At 35.8% G+C, this 16,964-nt stretch carries 13 protein-coding genes, 1 pseudogene and 1 riboswitch; of the genes and pseudogenes, 10 read left to right on the top strand and 4 right to left on the bottom strand.

The features are described 5' to 3' along the window. Positions 1-258 precede the first annotated feature (258 nt). From BKP56_RS01300 to tnpC, 4 genes are all read left to right on the top strand, one after another. Entirely contained in the window at positions 259-1,899 is a 1,641-nt protein-coding gene (locus BKP56_RS01300; protein ID WP_232226914.1) for a hypothetical protein, read from the top strand. A 500-nt stretch (positions 1,900-2,399) separates the two neighbouring features. After that, the gene (locus BKP56_RS01295; RefSeq protein ID WP_072693380.1) at positions 2,400-2,603 is read left to right on the top strand and encodes a hypothetical protein; all 204 of its coding nucleotides are present in this window, start codon (positions 2,400-2,402) and stop codon (positions 2,601-2,603) included. Beyond that, on the top strand, positions 2,590-2,949 hold the full coding sequence (tnpB, locus tag BKP56_RS01290) for an IS66 family insertion sequence element accessory protein TnpB (RefSeq protein ID WP_072693379.1): 360 nt from the start codon (positions 2,590-2,592) through the stop codon (positions 2,947-2,949). The genes BKP56_RS01295 and tnpB overlap by 14 nt, the downstream gene beginning before the upstream one ends. A 99-nt stretch (positions 2,950-3,048) precedes the next feature. Next, positions 3,049-4,599 (top strand): IS66 family transposase, encoded by a 1,551-nt coding sequence (tnpC, locus tag BKP56_RS01285; protein WP_083540432.1) that lies wholly within the window; start codon positions 3,049-3,051, stop codon positions 4,597-4,599. 432 nt (positions 4,600-5,031) lie between these two features. Here tnpC and BKP56_RS01280 read toward each other — a convergent pair whose 3' ends face one another. Next, on the bottom strand, positions 5,032-6,660 hold the full coding sequence (locus BKP56_RS01280) for an alpha/beta hydrolase (RefSeq protein ID WP_072693378.1): 1,629 nt from the start codon (positions 6,658-6,660) through the stop codon (positions 5,032-5,034). Positions 6,661-6,836: 176 nt separating this feature from the next. On the opposite strand from BKP56_RS01280, the gene BKP56_RS01275 reads away from it, so the two are divergent. Further along, positions 6,837-8,288: a DDE-type integrase/transposase/recombinase gene (locus tag BKP56_RS01275; RefSeq protein ID WP_072693377.1), complete on the top strand. Its 1,452-nt coding sequence runs from the start codon at positions 6,837-6,839 to the stop codon at positions 8,286-8,288. A 387-nt stretch (positions 8,289-8,675) separates the two neighbouring features. On the opposite strand, the gene BKP56_RS01270 is transcribed toward BKP56_RS01275, so the two are convergent. Next, positions 8,676-9,221, bottom strand: coding sequence for a cysteine hydrolase family protein (locus BKP56_RS01270; protein ID WP_072693376.1), 546 nt, complete (start codon positions 9,219-9,221; stop codon positions 8,676-8,678). 285 nt (positions 9,222-9,506) lie between these two features. On the opposite strand from BKP56_RS01270, the gene BKP56_RS01265 reads away from it, so the two are divergent. Both BKP56_RS01265 and BKP56_RS01260 read left to right on the top strand, forming a co-directional pair. Beyond that, positions 9,507-9,845, top strand: a complete 339-nt coding sequence (locus BKP56_RS01265; RefSeq protein ID WP_198033965.1) for a type II toxin-antitoxin system Phd/YefM family antitoxin — start codon at positions 9,507-9,509, stop codon at positions 9,843-9,845. Next, positions 9,846-10,136, top strand: a complete 291-nt coding sequence (locus BKP56_RS01260) for a type II toxin-antitoxin system RelE family toxin (RefSeq protein ID WP_072693375.1) — start codon at positions 9,846-9,848, stop codon at positions 10,134-10,136. Positions 10,137-10,269: 133 nt separating this feature from the next. On the opposite strand, the gene BKP56_RS01255 is transcribed toward BKP56_RS01260, so the two are convergent. Continuing rightward, positions 10,270-10,491 (bottom strand): hypothetical protein, encoded by a 222-nt coding sequence (locus BKP56_RS01255; protein ID WP_072693374.1) that lies wholly within the window; start codon positions 10,489-10,491, stop codon positions 10,270-10,272. Between the two features lie 76 nt (positions 10,492-10,567). Next, a riboswitch (SAM riboswitch) is annotated at positions 10,568-10,670 on the bottom strand. Positions 10,671-10,905: 235 nt separating this feature from the next. On the opposite strand from BKP56_RS01255, the gene BKP56_RS01250 reads away from it, so the two are divergent. Next, complete coding sequence (locus BKP56_RS01250; RefSeq protein WP_072693373.1) at positions 10,906-12,396, top strand: DUF5050 domain-containing protein; 1,491 nt, start codon at positions 10,906-10,908, stop codon at positions 12,394-12,396. Positions 12,397-12,628: 232 nt separating this feature from the next. Here the strand turns inward: BKP56_RS01250 and BKP56_RS01245 are convergent. Next, positions 12,629-14,401, bottom strand: a pseudogene (locus BKP56_RS01245) (oleate hydratase). 430 nt (positions 14,402-14,831) lie between these two features. On the opposite strand from BKP56_RS01245, the gene BKP56_RS01240 reads away from it, so the two are divergent. Together BKP56_RS01240 and BKP56_RS01235 are read left to right on the top strand one after the other, a co-directional pair. After that, positions 14,832-15,326, top strand: a complete 495-nt coding sequence (locus BKP56_RS01240) for a GNAT family N-acetyltransferase (RefSeq protein ID WP_072693372.1) — start codon at positions 14,832-14,834, stop codon at positions 15,324-15,326. A 533-nt stretch (positions 15,327-15,859) separates the two neighbouring features. Next, positions 15,860-16,963: an iron-containing alcohol dehydrogenase family protein gene (locus BKP56_RS01235; protein WP_072693371.1), complete on the top strand. Its 1,104-nt coding sequence runs from the start codon at positions 15,860-15,862 to the stop codon at positions 16,961-16,963. The last annotated feature ends 1 nt before the right edge of the window (position 16,964 follow it).

Raw genomic sequence — 16,964 nt, 5'->3', positions numbered from 1 at the left:
ATTCATGGACTCCAAAACGCGAAATAATCAAATAGGTTTTATAAAGAACTTTTTTCCAATAAAGATACCCATATACTTTCTTTTAATTTTACAAATGCTTTAAAGGATGTTCTTAAAGAAAACGGAATAACAAATTCAAATAACTACCAGCTTCATGGATCCCTAAAGGATAACAATATCATTTTCGGAGGGGGATTTACTGGAAGTGAAGGTTTAAAGAATGTTAATTTGAATGACTCATTAACCAACGATAAACTAGTGAGAATGAAAAATGATCCTACTTTATTTTCAAATAGACAAAGACTAATTCAAAATTTGAAAGCGAATAAGAATGAATCTTTCAATCTTTTTATAATGGGTCACTCTATTATAGGAAGCGATTTTATATTTCTTAAACCTTTTTTTGAAAAAGCTCACAAAATATATTTATTTTATCACGAGAAAGATTACTCTACAAAACTGCAATACTTTATAAAACAATTAGGAAGGGAGCAAGCTGAAAAGATATATCTTATACCATTTTTTAATGTTTTGCAGAAACAAGAAGATCTTGTTGTGATTGACGGTTTAGAAAATTATAATTTAGTAAAAGATAATTTTACTTTTTCAATTCCACAGGATAAAGAAAGTAGTTTGATCTTCGAAAATGTCCAAATAGACTCTCATAGTTTCATAGTTTACAAACTAAGGCAAATAAGTATAAATGGAAAGATAGAGTTAGAGAATCTATTAAAGGTACTAGAACAGTTCGAACAGGAATATACTGTCGAATTCCAACCGAATTTTGCAATCCACATACAGGAAGTTAAAGATAGCAAAGCATTATCAAAATTATTTGCGAATCGAGTTTTCAAGAATAGTTTAAAGTATGCTAATAGAATAGAAATCTTAAATTCTACGTTTGAATGGAAAGCTTTATATAATATAATAGATATTAACAAACTAGAAGAATGTATCATGAAAAATAATAATATAATCTTTGATGAAAGTAATAGTCAGTTTGACATATCCAAGCTTCCTGAAATGAAAAATTTACAAATTGAGAATAATGAGTTTCAAGACGATGCCAATGAACTTAATGTTAAAAGCATTTTTGAAATAACTATTGAACACTCATTAGCTAATATGTATAGGCTTATAGTGATATATAATAATAATTTGACTGTAAACCAGAAAATAATGGATATAGGAATAGAAAGCACAATTATAAAAATCCAAATAGATTCTTCAACTGCTAATGTACATTTTCCTAAAGTGGAACATTTAGAGATGTATGGTATAGATGATATTTCACTTCCAAGTATAACAATTAATAATAAAATAAGTGTTTTAAAAGTAAATGATTTTGCTGATGAAGAATTAAAATTGAGTATGTTTTTCCAGAAAGAAAATAATTTACTATCAAAATTGCAAGAAATAGAAATTAACAATATGTTTTTAAATACTCTAGAAGTTGATATTTTTTGTGATATTTTCAATTATTCTCCTATACTAAGATATAATACTGATAAAATTTATTTTTCGAAAATTATAAGTGAAAGTAACAAAAATGCTAAGGAATTAAACATATTAGATCTAATAGTAGAAAGAAGCGAACCGTTTAGATCCTCCTCTAAAACTAATGAGGAGAAAAATAAGGCAATTAAAAATATCATAATAATGGATGAACAAATCTCTGAATTTGTCGATGAATGGGGTATAAACAAAGAGAAACTTAATTTCTTCCTAGAGAATTATCAGTTAAAAAAAGAAATAAATATGCAAAATGGTTATCAGGAACTTCGTAGAAAAGAATATTTTCATAACAGCAGCAAAAGTAAAAATATGAACTATTTAGAGTATTCAAATGCGTTCAAAAATGAATTAAAGTTATTGGTTGAAAAGGTGCGAGATAACTAAAATACTTTTTTGATGAAAGGTATATACTGATTAATGTGCTTCGATGAAGTGATAGTGAACTTACACATAACAATAAAATTTTCTTAATAAACTTCTAATATAAATAGGGTAAGTTACTAAAGGAAAGTGAAAAAGGTTTCTTTAGATTTTAATCAGAAGGAGCAATATAAGAACTGATTTTATACAGCAAGTGAAGCTGTATAAAACATACAGAACAGTAGTCAAATACAATTTCTTCAGGGCATTCCAATAATGTATTATTGAAAATAGAATGAAATAGTAATTGAATTCTCTGTATTAACTGAAAAGTTTTAGGTTGATCATTTAAAATATATTAAATATAAAAAAAGCCTTCCATCATATCTAAGCAAGATTAGATATGATGGAAGGTTTTCAAAGAATGGGGAAATTAATTGTAAGCGATGAATAGCTAGGTACCTATGAGGCTTGACAGCCTCCTGTTAAACTTAAGACAGCTTAAGGATGCAGGAGGTTTTTATTTGGAAAACAAGAGACAAACGATCGTACCGGTAACATTGCAGAGTGATCCTATCTATCGTTCTGCAGGTGAGAAAAAACAGCCGACACAGAAATTAGTGGCGCAATTCAAACAGAATCAAGCGGAGCTGCTTATCTATGAAGGAATCAAACCCTCAACCTTGAGAGTGCTCCTTGCGGAGATGTCATCGAATGAAACTCGTTGACTTTACTCAAGTAGAGAATATTTTTATTGTGTGTGGTAAAACAGATATGCGCCGACAAATCGATGGGTTAGCCGCCACTGTCACGGAAGAATATGATATGGATGTATACAGTGAGGCACTCTTTCTGTTCTGCGGAGGAAAGAAAGACCGTTTCAAAGCGCTTTACTGGGAAGGCGACGGCTTCCTTCTCTTATACAAACGGTTAGAGAACGGAAAATTAAACTGGCCGCGTAATCAGAACGAGATCCAAAAGTTAAGCGCACAACAACTGCGTTGGCTGCTGGAAGGATTATCAATCGACCAGAAAGTCTCTGTTAAACCCGCAGTCAAAGGGAGTATAGCCTAAGAAACGAGAGAGAAATTGATAAAAAAATCAATGGCTCTCTCGTTTTCTGTTCCGGACTAGTGTAAACTTTAAGTACCATTTATGTGAGGAGAAGCAGACATGTCGATCAAGAGTGAAAAACAGTTTGAAGTGATTATTGAAAAGCTCGATCAGCTGTTAGAAGAAAACAAACAACTGAAGACCCTTATTGCTCAGAAAGATGATGAGCTTTCCTTACAGAAAGAACAGATCGAATTCTTAACTCAGAAATTATACGGCCCAAAGAAAGAAACGTTGAAAGAGGATCCCAACCAAGGCAATCTATTCAATGATTCCCTTTTTAGCGAACCAGAGCAGACTGGTGACCAAAGCGACGAAGATGAAGTGATCGTGACGACCATTAGTCGTCGCAAAAAACGAAAAGGGTTAAAAGACCAGCAGTTGTCTTCTTTGCCTACGGTTGATCATATTCATGAGATTGAATCTTGTACGTGTCCAACCTGCAAAGCAGCTATGAAAGAAATCAGCACACAACTCATCCGCCAGGAAGTTAAATTTATCCCGGCAAGAGTGGAAAACCACAGACATTTCCAGAAAACCTATGCTTGCGCAAACTGTGAGAAAAGCGGAACGCGTACGCCTTTTGCCAAAGCAGAGATCCCTAGACTTCCATTAAACAATACAGCTGCTTCTGCATCACTGATCGCAGAAACGATGTATCAGAAGATCGAGCAAAAAGTTCCCGCCTATCGTCAAGAGGCTTATTGGAAACTGCTTGGTTATCCGATTCCTCGCCACACCATTACAAACTGGCATATTAAAACATCACAGTATTATTTCGAAGCGATGGTGGCTGAAATGCACAAAGTCCTTTTGAACCAGAAGGTTCTACACGCCGATGAAACGACCTTCAAAGTACTAAACGACAAAGAGCGACAAAAGTCCTATATGTGGTTGTTCAGTACCGGCGCATATGCCGAGCGTGCCATACATATCTTCAAGCTAGGTCCGTCACGCAGCGGATCTGTTCCCAGAGATTTCTTAGAGAACTATACCGGCTATCTACATAGTGACGGATTCTCTGGATACAACCATCTTCCAGGAATGACGATGGTTGCCTGCTTGGCACATATCAGAAGAAAGTTCTATGAAGCACGTCCAAAGAACTATTCCAGTAAAAGTGTCGCTCATAAAGGGGTCACGCTGTGTAATGAATTATTTGCGTTGGATAAGTCCCTAAAGGACTTATCTGTCAATGAACGGTATGATCAGCGCCTAATAGTAGTAAAGCCCAAGCTTGAGGCTTTTTTTGACTGGTGTGAAACGTTGACGGCGCATGGGAAGTTGGGCACGGCGGTCAACTATGCATTGAACCTGAAAGAGCGCATGATGAATGTACTGGAAGACGGGCGTCTTGTACTTTCTAACAATCTGGCTGAACGAGGCATCAAGTCTCTCGTTATGGGAAGAAAAAACTGGCTTTTCTCTAAATCGATAGAAGGTGCACAGGCCGTCGCAACAATGTTAAGCCTAGTTGAAACGGCCAAATCCAACGGATTGCATCCAAGAAAATATCTGGAGTACCTCTTAACTCACCTCCCCAATCGACAAAATACACCTTTGGAGGCTTATTTGCCATGGCATCCAAAAGTGCAGAACGACTGTCGTTAGACATTCAACATAAAAATCGGACATTTCTTAGTATAGAAGTGTCCGATTTTTATTTGTAGGTGTTCACCTATTCACCGCTTACAATTAATTACAAAGTAAATAGAATAATTTTCACTTAAAAATCATAACAGTAATTTTTGATATACGACTCTTTTTTGCATGAAAGTTTCAATGTAATTCAGAAATTGTAGATAATAGGACTAAAATTGAGAGAATCTCCTGAAAAATATTATGCAAAGATAACTAGAAAGAAATTTAGAATTAATAGTGAGAGAAAAAATAGATTAATTCAAATACTACTTAAAAAGTCGATCAAGTAATTTCTATCAACATTGATAAAGCAACGTTAAGCATGAAGTCAAAAATATACTTAATGTCACATTAATAAAGATGGAAAGTGATTTTCATCGTGAAGATAGGAGCTGTCCATATCTATCTATACTGATACATAAATCTTTCCATATAGTATATGAAGGTTTGACTATAAAATCCAGGGAAGTACAAATCACTGGCATGTTCACCGTAAGGCATGCGGATGATGGCAATTTCGGTGTTGTTATTTTCCAGATAAGCGTCTTTAAAGTTCTCGGCTACTTGTGGATCAACGATTGTGTCGTGCTGACCCTGATAGACTAAAGCAGGTGGGCTATCTTTCTCTACAAGTAAGGCAGGATCGACCAGTTCGTCTTCTCCGGTGATATCTTGATAACCAGCTAGTCCGTTTGCAGGATAGATAGGAATGATTCCATTGACAGTCAGTCTGTCGTCTAACAGCTCAGTGTATTCACCACTAGATAATCCCAGTGCCACAGCATTAGCCAGATGTCCTCCAGCTGAACCACCTGAAACGAATACGGAGTCTATATTGGCTGAGTATTCTTCATGATGATCTGCCAGATAAGTTGTAAAGATTCCCAGATGACGTACCATATCATCTATTGAAAAATCACCCGCAATTTCATCAGGAATAGTAGCAAATTCGACAAACTGGTCTTGATCGTTCAGCCCATACTGAACGTCAAAAACGACGTATCCTTGAGCAGCAAAGTATTTATTTATTTGCGAATAATTTTCGGATCCTTTATTACCCGAGTTCCAGCCGCCTCCATGAATGCGTATCAAGGTAGATCCTTGTCCTGGGAGTTGATCTGCATTGACGGGTGGTGTGTATGCATCGAACCGAAGTTCCAGTCCTTCGTCCACACCTTCTGTTCCTTCATAAAATAAGATATCTTCAGTAACATTGTATTCTGTTGAAGGTACCCCAAAGAAGTAACCTGGAATAGATATTGGACTGCTCATAAATAAAGAATTGTCTTCTCCAATCGTTTTCCATTCTTCGCCAAATACTTCAGTATAGTCGGTCTTTGCTTCATTTAATAGAGACGGTAGAGTGAATAAAGGTAAATTGAAGAGTACGAATAAGGAGATACCTAAAAATGAAATCAGAACCCCTATGATTGACCGCAGCTTAATTATTGAAATTTTAAGTAAAAGACCCGCAATACTGAGAAAGATCAAGCTGTAAAATAAGCTATATTGAGAGATAACGACTTGGACTAATCCTACATCTATACCCGTTACTATAACGAATGCTAAAAAAGCACCAATCAATAAGACAATACTTAATAATAACATCAGGATAATTCTAATGACTTTATTTGTTTTCTTTTCTGACAGTCTTTGTGATAGAAAAGGTCCTCTAGTTGACCTTTTTATATGCGGTGTACGAGTGACGATAGCGCCCAGAATCATCATTAAAAAAAGAATACCAATCGATAGTACACTTCTAGAGGAGGCATTCGTGGGAGACAATGAAGCAACTGTGTTTAAAAGCATCACAGCTATAAGTCCAACACTGGACAGGATAAGGTAAGTATAATCTATCTTTATAGATTGGCTTCCAATTACACTGGCGATAATATTACCGGTCAGTGTAACAATCAATAATAGGCCATAACCATTCAGATAGACAGTCTCTATAGGGAAGACAAGGTAAAGGATACTTAGCAAAACTGAAACGATGTTCATAATAAATAAAAATTTAAAAAATACTTTCATGTTCTCACTCCATTATGGTGAAGAGTAATTACCAATTTTTTTGTTTTTTCGTGTTGTTTTAATGCAACTATCGTTGCTCTATCAATTAAAATACAAAAAGGCACCTCTTCCCCCCCTTAATCTGATAAAATGAAGTTCACTAAAACAAACATTCATCACTTAAGGAGTGAAAAGAGATGCCTAATCTACTTCAGATTATCATGTATTTAGTTAATAAAATCAAGTGGCAAAACAGTTTAATTCAACTTTTAAACGATTATATTACTTGGCTTGAAGATGCGGGTGATCGACCACCTAAAGGGACCGATATCACAAAGCTTGATTACAACAAATTGACCCTTGATGACCCACCGAAAGTTGTAAAGCTTGAACGGGCGGACTATAAATACCTTCTAAAACAGGCCGTGGAAGCAGGTAAACCGATCAAACCTGTTCGTCGCCACAAGTCATCTTCTGAAGTTCCTGAAAATGTACGTTGCGCTAAGTGTCATGCGCCCCATAACTATCTCTATAAGAATAATGGTGTGCACGGACAATATCAGTGCAAAGTCTGTTGTGCTTTATTTAATTCGAAGAATCATTACTCTAAAGATGTCATTCTCAAATGTCCTCACTGTGAGAAGTGTCTTGAGAAGATTAAACAACGGTCTGAATTCGACATCTACAAGTGTAAAAACGACACTTGTCCTTATTATATTCAGGCGTTAAACCAGTTGAGTGAGGAGCAAAAGGAACTCTATACTGTCGCACCATACTACTTAAAGCTACGATACGTCTATCGTCAGTTTAATTTAAAACTCGAGGACATCAAGTCCTATGGACTGATTGAATCGCCAGTTGACTTAAGTCGCATTCATGCCTCACCTCGATTATTAGGTGAGATTTTGACCTACCACGTTAATTACGGCCTTCCTGCACCTAAGGTTGCCGCATTAATCTACGACATACACGGAGTAAAGATTGGTAGACAGACGATATTAAACTACGCGGCAGCAGCAGGGGCTCAACTTTACACCCTTACTCAACACTACCCCTATGATCTTTCTGATCAGATCTGTGGAGACGAGACCTACATCCGTGTCGGGAAAAAATGGCACTATATCTGTTACTTCTTCGATGCAAAGAATAAAATCATCTTATCCCAAAGAGTGTCTGAAAAACGCAATACTGAATTAGCAATCAGGGCCATTCACGATGTGCTCGACCACTATATAGCTAGCGAAATCCCTGAGGATTTAAACCTCATCGTTGACGGAAACCCCATTTACAAACTGGCACAACATTTCCTGGCCCAACACGGCCTGAACTTCGATATCACTCAAGTCATTGGTTTAACCAACGAGGACGAAGTATCTAGACAATATAGGCCCCTTAAACAAATCATCGAACGATTGAACCGGACTTACAAAGGCAATTACCGTGGTACCCATGGATTTAAATCTCAAAATGGTGCACGTGCTCATGTCGCTTGCTTTACTGCCTGCTTCAACTTTCTACGTCCACATCAGTCATTAGATGGCGAAGTTCCTGTGAGGATTCCATTCGTCCATGATGATGCAAAAACAATGCCCGACAAGTGGATCCGTTTATTATCTTTCGGGAACAGTGTTCTACAGTACACGGACTAATACTGTAGAAGTGATTTTACATATCTCGAAAAACTTCAAAAAAACGAAGTTTTTTAAACATGCCTTCTTATACTTCTCGTTGCTTTACTGGATCTGTTATAAAGCTGTTTAATCCAGACAATGATTGGATTATATTACCTTCATCGACAGAAATCATCATACGAGCAACGAGAAATTTGGGAAACATAATTTTTCATAGATTATTGGGAGTTACCTGGTGAAGATCAGATTGAAATTACCATTAAATTTTGTCGCTCATTATATTGTATTCAATAAAACAAAAAGTTGCAAAGTATTCAGGTAGGTATTCATCATTTCAAATTGGAATTAAAAAATCTCTCTCAATCCTATAAAGGATTGAGGAGATTTTTAACTATCTATAGTTGACTAAATGACTTTTGCACCAAGTGTATTCTTAAAGTGTCTTAGTGCCCATTCATGTCCAGCTTGATCAAAACTTGCGACGGCATCTTGGTACACGACGATTGAGAAGCCTTTGTTGTAAGCATCTACCGCTGTATGCAGCACGCAGATATCTGTACAGACACCCACTAAATGTACTTCTGTAATGTCTCGTTCTCTCAACTTTGTTTCTAAATCTGTCCCGTTAAACGCGCTGTACCGCCTTTTATCCGTGTAGTAAACAGTTTTGGCATTTTTGATTTCTTGGTAATAAGCTTCCAAGTCGCCGTAGAGCAGACGTCCGTCGGTTCCTTCAATATTATGGGGAGGAAATAGTCCAGTCTCTGGATGGTATGGATCATTTTCAGTATGCTTGTCGATTGTAAAAGCCACAAATTCGCCCGCTTCATAGAATTCTTTAGTTAAGGATAAGACCTTATCGTGAATAGCTTGTCCGGGTTTTCCACATGTCAATGTACCGTCTTCAGCAACAAAATCATTTGTATAATCAATGTTGATCAACGCTTTCATATTCTATCAGTATCCTTTCTGGTAACCACTCATATAATAGTTTATGTATAGTTAGAGTATCAAAAGTTGAAGATAAAGCAAGTCTTTCCTACATTATAGTGAGTCATCGGGCTATCTCTCATCAATAATAAAGAACTTTCTGATCATACATACTAGAGATTTTTTGGTTATTCTGTTCAATATATAAGTAGTGTCAGCATTTTATAGAATTCAATATTTTAAAAGACTTTTTAAAGACTTTTAAAAATGATATAATAGAATTAAAATAAAAAAGGAGGAGATATGATGGCTATTGAAATGATTAGGAATATACCAAAGGGCTCTATTTCAGATGTAAAAAAAAGTCCTATGGATATTTTTAAGAAATCCGAAGAATTAAAACAAGGTGTATATATTTTGAATCGGGATAATGTTGCGGGCGTTATGATTTCGAAACAACAGTATGAAGGTCTATTAGATTTGATTGAAGAGTTAGAAGAAAAAGTATTGGAAACTAAAGTTGCTGAGCGGTTAGCTCGATACGATACACAAGAAAGTCCTGAAACCTATACAGTCGAAGAAGTATTTGGGAAAACATTAATGGAAATGCAGTTTGATCCTGATGAAGAAGATGAGTGGGAATAAATGGTATATAAAGTTGAGTTTATTGAAGAGGCTATTCAGGATTTTAAAAAGTTAGACAGATCGCAACAGATTTTAATAAGAAAATCGATTTTGAAAATTGAAAAATATGGCATGCAGGTTGGTGAAGCTCTAAGAGGAGAACTTTCAGGCTGTAGAAAGCTAAAACATAAAAAAGCAGGTTTAAGAGTTGTTTTCAGAGAGACGAAAAAAGGTTTGGAGATTATTCAAATTCTAGCAATCGGTAAGAGAAGTGATAAAGAAGTGTATAAATCCGCGACTAAAAGATTATAGTTAGAATGCTTCAGTATTTTAAAGGACCAAAATTTTTAGAATCTTTGTTTAATTTGTTCTATAAGATGTTAAATATATAAGTTTTTAAAAGAATAAGGAGCAGTTATCTGTCAGATAGCTGCTCCTTATTCTTTTAATTGATAAAGTCTTTTCTATAGTCAATATCCTCTAGTGTATTGATAGCATTCTCAATCTCAGGCAAAATCTTCTCGTACCAGCCGAGTCGATTGGCGCGCATCAGAACCCCTACTGCGTGAGGATACGGATCGACTTGCTCCCAGTGTGCCTGCTGAGCTAACAATTGCTGCTGCAGCTCCTCGAAATAGTGCTTTACTTCAGTATTTGTTACTTCCATTACTTAACCTCTCCTTTTATATTTTGCAATAAAAAAAGCGTCACTTAGTAATTAAGAAGTGTGCGCCTGAATGATGGTCTTATTTTCCAAGTTCACACTTGTTGGATTTAGCACCGTGCCAAAAGGTCGGTTGCTGAAGCTTCATTGGGCCAATTCCCTCCGCTTGCTCTTAATAAGCTTTGCTATTCTATTGTAGTGTTATCTTAACATATTTTAGCTTTATTATCTATCATTCTGTAACCTTCTAAGAAATAGGAATTTGTTAATGATTTACTAAAAATCGGTTTCTAATGAATGCAGGATTTGCTAAGATAGAAGTAATTAACAGGAATACATATGAACAATACAGCAATTGAAGTTTGAGAAAAAATCAATACATAGTTAACTTGAATCAAAAGAAAGGGGATCGTATGAATGGAAAAAATCAGAGATTGGATCAATATCGGATTGCGTGCTACTATCGGATATCTGATACCCATATTTTTTATCTTATATGTTATTTTGGAAGTTACGTTCAATATAGAGTTGTATAATCTATTTGAAGAATCTTTTATTTTATTCTTAATTGCTTTATCAAGTTATTTAGTGCCTCTGATAAAAAGATACCAGTATCATAAAGCAGGAATTTATCTGCCGACTTTTGAAGGTGTCAAAAAAACCTTAAATGAAAACCGATGGGAAGTTCTGGTTTTACATAATAATGAAATGATCGTTAGACCAAGGTTTGATTTTCCAAATCGTATCGTACTTAATAGTAAAATATCGGCAGAGTATAAACAAAATAGGCTTGAGTTCGCAGGTCCATATTACTATGTTGACCAATTGATTACTGATCTTGGCGGGGATACAAGTGATCGTGACAAGAAAAAAGAAAAAGGCTGGTATAAAAGTACAATTGGAGCTGTAGCTTTTGCCATTATCTTCCCATCCATACTTAATGGCGGTATGTTGTGGGAGATAAAGCGTTTATACCACAATAATTTTGTGGAGGCAGAGACCATAGTTGAAATGCCGGAAGATCAGATAATAGGAAACTCTGTTGAAAATATTAATAACGGCAGCTTCGCAGTAGCGAACGATAGATATATTTTTTATGTAGAAGAGGGCTATCAAATCAAGAAAGCAAAACAAGAACTTAGAGATAGTCAGACTCTTGTAACAGCCGAAAAAAATAGGGAGATAGAAGAACTGAATCTGGTTGGAGACTGGCTTTATTACACAGAGCAGGATTTTATAGAAGATAAGGCTGCACTTAAAAGAATGAATTTAGAGAATGAAAAAAGTGAGACTCTTTATATGATGGGTGGCGCAACCCAACTCCATATCTATGATAACTGGATCTATTTTATTAATGCTGAGGATGAATCTAGTTTATACAAAATGGATCTTAATGGAAATGATGTCCAAAGTGTACATGCGGAATTTACTACAGATCTAGCTGTATATAATAACCAGTTGATCATTAGTAGTTTTGAAGAGGAGGGAGATTTGAAAACCATTATCCGAGATACTCCTGGAAATTATCATAGCACGATTATGAATGAAGAAATGCACGATCTAGTGAAGTGGGAGAATTATTATTACTATATTGGGGAAAACGAAGGACTGTACCGTGTGAAAACGACTTTAGAATCTGAACCAGAAGTACTTGTCGAACACAACATCTCCAACTTTACCATAACGGAACAAGGGATTTTCTATTCCTTATATAGAAGAAGTTCTATGTATCTAGAAGAAGACAATGGTGTTTATCAGATGGATCTTGAAGGGAAAGAAAGAAAGCTTGTATACAAAGTCAATGATACAGTAGAAATCGCAAAAGTGAATGGAGACTTGTTATTCAGAGCCACCGGAGAATACGGATATGAGGATATAAAATGGTATGAATTAGGAACAGACCAATAATTATAATAGGATGTTTACTTTTGATTTATCGAAATAAGATAGATAGTAGGGGATTTGCTTTCTCTTGAAATAAACATATTTTAAAGTCTATAAAAAAGGTATGAACGAATCTCTTCATCCATACCCTAAATTATAGAGTCTACGTGATTTTTCTTCAGTAATTTTATTTTTCGGAACGCTCATTCTGCATATAAAGAATTGTTTCAAATGGGAAACAATGGATAAGAAGCTGTTAAATAAGGTTTGCTTCTTTTAGAATCTCTTCTATATACGTATGCTGAGTTTTTTTAATAGCAGCATCTACCAATTTTCTTTTTACAAAAGGAAGATCAGCTTCTGTGAGATTCTGTTTATCTGACAAGTAGTAGATCGCATCAGCAAGTGTGCGAATATCATAAGCAGAAGCAAAAACTTCAGGAACACCACGTTCGACATTTAGTAACTGGTAAACAGCTTCCATAGCCGTTCTGACAGAATATTCAGTAGTAAATACAGTATCGCGTTCTGTTTCTGAAAAATTCCCGATAAAGGCCAAGTTTTTTGATCCGTTTGGAACCACTAAAGGTCGGTCTCCTGGTTCTCTGAGCATAAAGTACGAAGTAATAAAAGGCATATAAACAGGAATCACTTTACAAGATTTTTCAGATAGCATTTGAATATCTTCTTCCACTATTCCTAGATGATACATTAATTCCTGTACAATCTCCTGACCGGAACATTGCTCGATTGGTTTTTTTATATAATTTCCTGGTTTATTTGATAAAAGGCCATATACCCACATAATCGTTTGGTGATCATTTTGTCCCTTGAAATGTGGTTGACGATGCACGGCAAAGCTCATTAGCCAATTAGAATCTTTAATGGTAATAATTCCGCCGGTAACTATATTACCTGTTCTCAATTTCCGTCGTGTTAAACGAGAAATATAGGGCTCAATATCAAAATTTTCCCAAGTAACGGTTGCTGAAACAAACCAGCTTTCGTCTGGAAGATTTTCATAAAAGACTTCTGGATGCCCGAATTCTGGAGATTGTTTGGCTAAGTTATTCCAAAGTTTCCAGCTTCCGCCTAAGTCATGCGTTATAGGTGCCGGTGTGTAATGGTCTCCTTGGGTAGAACTTTCCGTTATAGATCCATTTGTAACAAAAACTAAATCATTTTCAGTCAAAGGAATTTCTAGTGTTTCTTCATCTTTGGTCAATAAAATATTGCGTGCAACTTTTGTTTCGGTATCAATGTCAACTTGGATATTATTGATTTGTGTTTCATATTGGAAGTCGACACCTTTATCTTTTAAGAAGGTTAACAAAGGTTTAACTAAAGATTCATATTGATTAAAACGAGTAAATTTTAATGCAGTAAAATCAGGTAAGCCTTTAATATGGTGAATAAAGCGCATTACGTAGCGTCTCATTTCAATTGCAGAATGCCATTTTTCAAACGCAAACATTGAACACCAATACAACCAGAAATTTGATTCGAAAAATTCATCACTAAAAATATCTTCAATTTTTTTACCAATTAATTGGTCTTCAGAAGTCATGAATAATTCAACTAATTCTTTTTGTGCTTTTTCCGATAATGTAAACTGTCCATCATCTGGAACACGTTCTCCACGGTTATGGATAATACGACAATTAGAAGAGTTTGGATCATCGTGATCTAACCAGTAAAACTCATCTAAGACAGAAGCATCTTCTACTTCAAGAGAAGGAATAGAGCGAAAAAGATCCCATAAACACTCAAAATGACTTTCCATTTCACGACCACCACGAGTAACAAACCCGTCGTGTGGAATAAAGGTTCCATCCAAAGAACCACCTGAAAGGGACAGCTCTTCGAAAATGTGAATATTTTCACCCTGCATATGTCCATCTCGTATCAAAAAAACAGCAGCTGATAATCCGGCCAAGCCAGCACCGACAATATAAGCGCTCTTTTCATCAACGCCTTAAGGTTTCCGGCTTCTTGCGAATGCTTCGTAGTTTCCACTTGTGTATCTCATTATATGATCCTCCTATATGATTTGACATCTCAATTCTATTCCGATTGTGAATTTTATTCAAACGGAATGAACATTATTTTCTCTTAATCTAAATTAAACTATCTTATAGTCATTCACATGAATTAATTAGAATAGATAGGCATTTACAAAGAAAACACTACTGAATAAGAAACTAGCTAGAAGGAAGATATACTTTGATGATATTTTACCTGAAACAGGTCGGCATACTAAAGTTTACGAAGTAACGGTTAATAATTTGTAGTTCTCAGACTTACATGAAGACTATGAAAAGTAAAATTTAAATTGTAAAATAATCAATAAGTATAATATTAAAATTTGGCGTATTATAATTGTTCAATAGGAAAAGCAATAGTATCAGTTGCAACAACTAGTTTGTAATAAAGGAAATTAAAAAGGAGTAAAACAGATAATGGATAACATACAAATCAGATTAATGAATCAAAGAGAAGTTATCGAGATTGCGGACGAATGGAAGTATCCGCAGCCATATGATTTTTACGATATGACGGCGGATCTGGAAGACTATGAAGAAATTATTGACCCTGTTTCTCGTGGCCATCACTATTATTCAGTATTAGAGAATCACAAGCTGATTGGCTTCTTTGGTATTTTCCCTAAAGAGTCAGGAGAGAATGAAATCGAACTTGGTCTGGGATTGAAACCTGATTTAACAGGGAAAGGATTGGGGAAGAACTTTGTTACAACAATCTTGCAGTACATAAAAGAAGAACACTCATCTGTAAAAGTATGGTTATCAGTAGCGGACTTCAATCAGAGAGCTATAAAGTTATATGAACAAGTTGGATTTAACTATATAGGTGAAAAAGTGCAGGAAACCAACGGTGGAAAATATAACTTTATAGAGATGAGTAGTTTTAGCGAAGACCTAATAGATAAAAAATAATAACCTACTATTTTAAAAAAGTGAAATAGTGGAAATTCATCTTAGTAATTGTGCCGGAGCTGGGGTGATGTCACTTGAATCGGAGCCATTATAGGATTGATGATCTGGATCAATAATATATATATAAATACATTTGACAAATGATTTTTAGACTGCTATTATTATGGAAATTAAATCATGATTAGATAAATATTAAAAAGAGTATAATACCTGCACGTTGAAGAGAAGAGTACATTCTGGAGTATGTTTATAGAGAGCCTCTGTTGGTGGGATGAGGTAGCGGAAAAGGGATGGAAGATGGTCTTGGAGTGAAACGGTCGAAGGTTCTGTGAACTTCAAACCGTTACGGGTGCGCCCGATAAAGCGCCACAGTATCAGTAAGTCTATAGGACTGAACGCACTGGTTAAGGCAGTCACTGTGAAGTGGTTGTAAATCAAGGTGGTAACGCGAGAGAATTTTATTTTCCGTCCTTGCACAAAGTTTATTTGTGTGAGGGCGGAATTTTTTTTTGAAAAATTGGAGGGATAAAGATATGTCATTAATCGTGAGAACGGGTCCTCAAGAGTATGAATGCAGAGTAGGTGTATTAGATTCACTGAATGAAAGACTTAATAAACATGATATTCATAAAATTGTGATCGTCCATGGAACAACCTCTTGGGAAATCGCCCAACCTTATCTGTCAGAGCTGTTGGGAAGTAATGTTGAAATAGAGTTGAGTACATTTAATGGAGAATGTACTTACGAAGAAGTTGAGCGCATCGCAGATCTTGCCAGTCAAATAAATGCCGATGCCATTATTGGGGTAGGTGGCGGTAAACTAATGGATACAGTCAAATATTCAGCTGCTAAATCTTCGAAAGTAAACTCTATCCTGATTCCAACTCTAGCAAGTAACTGTGCACCTTGGACACCTTTAAGTGTAATGTATACAGCTGACGGTGTTTGCTTGGGACATGATATTCATTCTAAGCAAGTAGGGATATTGCTGATTGAACCGAAGCTGGTGCTTGATTCTCCAGTAAATTATTTTATTGCCGGAGTGGCGGATACGATAGCCAAATGGTATGAATCAGATGTCATCTTGTCGCAACCAGCACACCAAAATAATGCATTTCTGCTTATGGCACGAGCTGCAGCTTTGAATTGTAAGAATAACATTGTTCAGTATGGAGAGCAGGCGGTAGCTGACATAAAGGGTCAGTCACTAACATCAGCCTTCATTCAGGTTGTGGAAACAATTATTGCTGTGAGTGGTCTGGTTGGCGGGCTGGGAGATGGCTATGCACGTACAACTATCGGACATGCGGTTCATGATAAAATCACTGTCTTTCCAGAAACACATGCATACCTGCACGGTGAAAAAGTAGCCTATGGTGTGATGATACAGTTAGCCTATGAGGGAAAATGGCGCGAAATAGATCAGTTGACTGACTTCTATGAAGAATTAAAATTACCCAAGTCGTTAGCAGACTTGAAATTAAGTTACCTGACAAATGAGCAATTAGAAACATTCGCCGGGGAAATAGTCAAGGATGCGACTCTAAAAGAATCTGGTTATCCAGTTTCTCAAGGAGAAATGACAAACGCCATAGTAGAGCTAGAAGAATATATAAAGGGAAAATCATCTAAATAGA

This window comes from Marinilactibacillus sp. 15R (assembly GCF_001895285.1).
Classification (GTDB): domain Bacteria; phylum Bacillota; class Bacilli; order Lactobacillales; family Carnobacteriaceae_A; genus Marinilactibacillus; species Marinilactibacillus piezotolerans.
This window is presented reverse-complemented; position numbering and strand designations above follow the sequence as displayed.

Excerpts from the sequence above, each read along its gene's own strand:
- BKP56_RS01255 (WP_072693374.1), bottom strand. The coding sequence starts at position 10,491 with ATGGAAGTAACAAATACTGAAGTAAAGCACTATTTCGAGGAGCTGCAG.
- BKP56_RS01250 (WP_072693373.1), top strand. The coding sequence starts at position 10,906 with ATGGAAAAAATCAGAGATTGGATCAATATCGGATTGCGTGCTACTATC.
- BKP56_RS01270 (WP_072693376.1), bottom strand. The coding sequence starts at position 9,221 with ATGAAAGCGTTGATCAACATTGATTATACAAATGATTTTGTTGCTGAA.
- tnpC (WP_083540432.1), top strand. The coding sequence starts at position 3,049 with ATGTCGATCAAGAGTGAAAAACAGTTTGAAGTGATTATTGAAAAGCTC.
- BKP56_RS01240 (WP_072693372.1), top strand. The coding sequence starts at position 14,832 with ATGGATAACATACAAATCAGATTAATGAATCAAAGAGAAGTTATCGAG.
- BKP56_RS01265 (WP_198033965.1), top strand. The coding sequence starts at position 9,507 with ATGGCTATTGAAATGATTAGGAATATACCAAAGGGCTCTATTTCAGAT.
- tnpB (WP_072693379.1), top strand. The coding sequence starts at position 2,590 with ATGAAACTCGTTGACTTTACTCAAGTAGAGAATATTTTTATTGTGTGT.
- BKP56_RS01280 (WP_072693378.1), bottom strand. The coding sequence starts at position 6,660 with ATGAAAGTATTTTTTAAATTTTTATTTATTATGAACATCGTTTCAGTT.
- BKP56_RS01275 (WP_072693377.1), top strand. The coding sequence starts at position 6,837 with ATGCCTAATCTACTTCAGATTATCATGTATTTAGTTAATAAAATCAAG.
- BKP56_RS01260 (WP_072693375.1), top strand. The coding sequence starts at position 9,846 with ATGGTATATAAAGTTGAGTTTATTGAAGAGGCTATTCAGGATTTTAAA.
- BKP56_RS01235 (WP_072693371.1), top strand. The coding sequence starts at position 15,860 with ATGTCATTAATCGTGAGAACGGGTCCTCAAGAGTATGAATGCAGAGTA.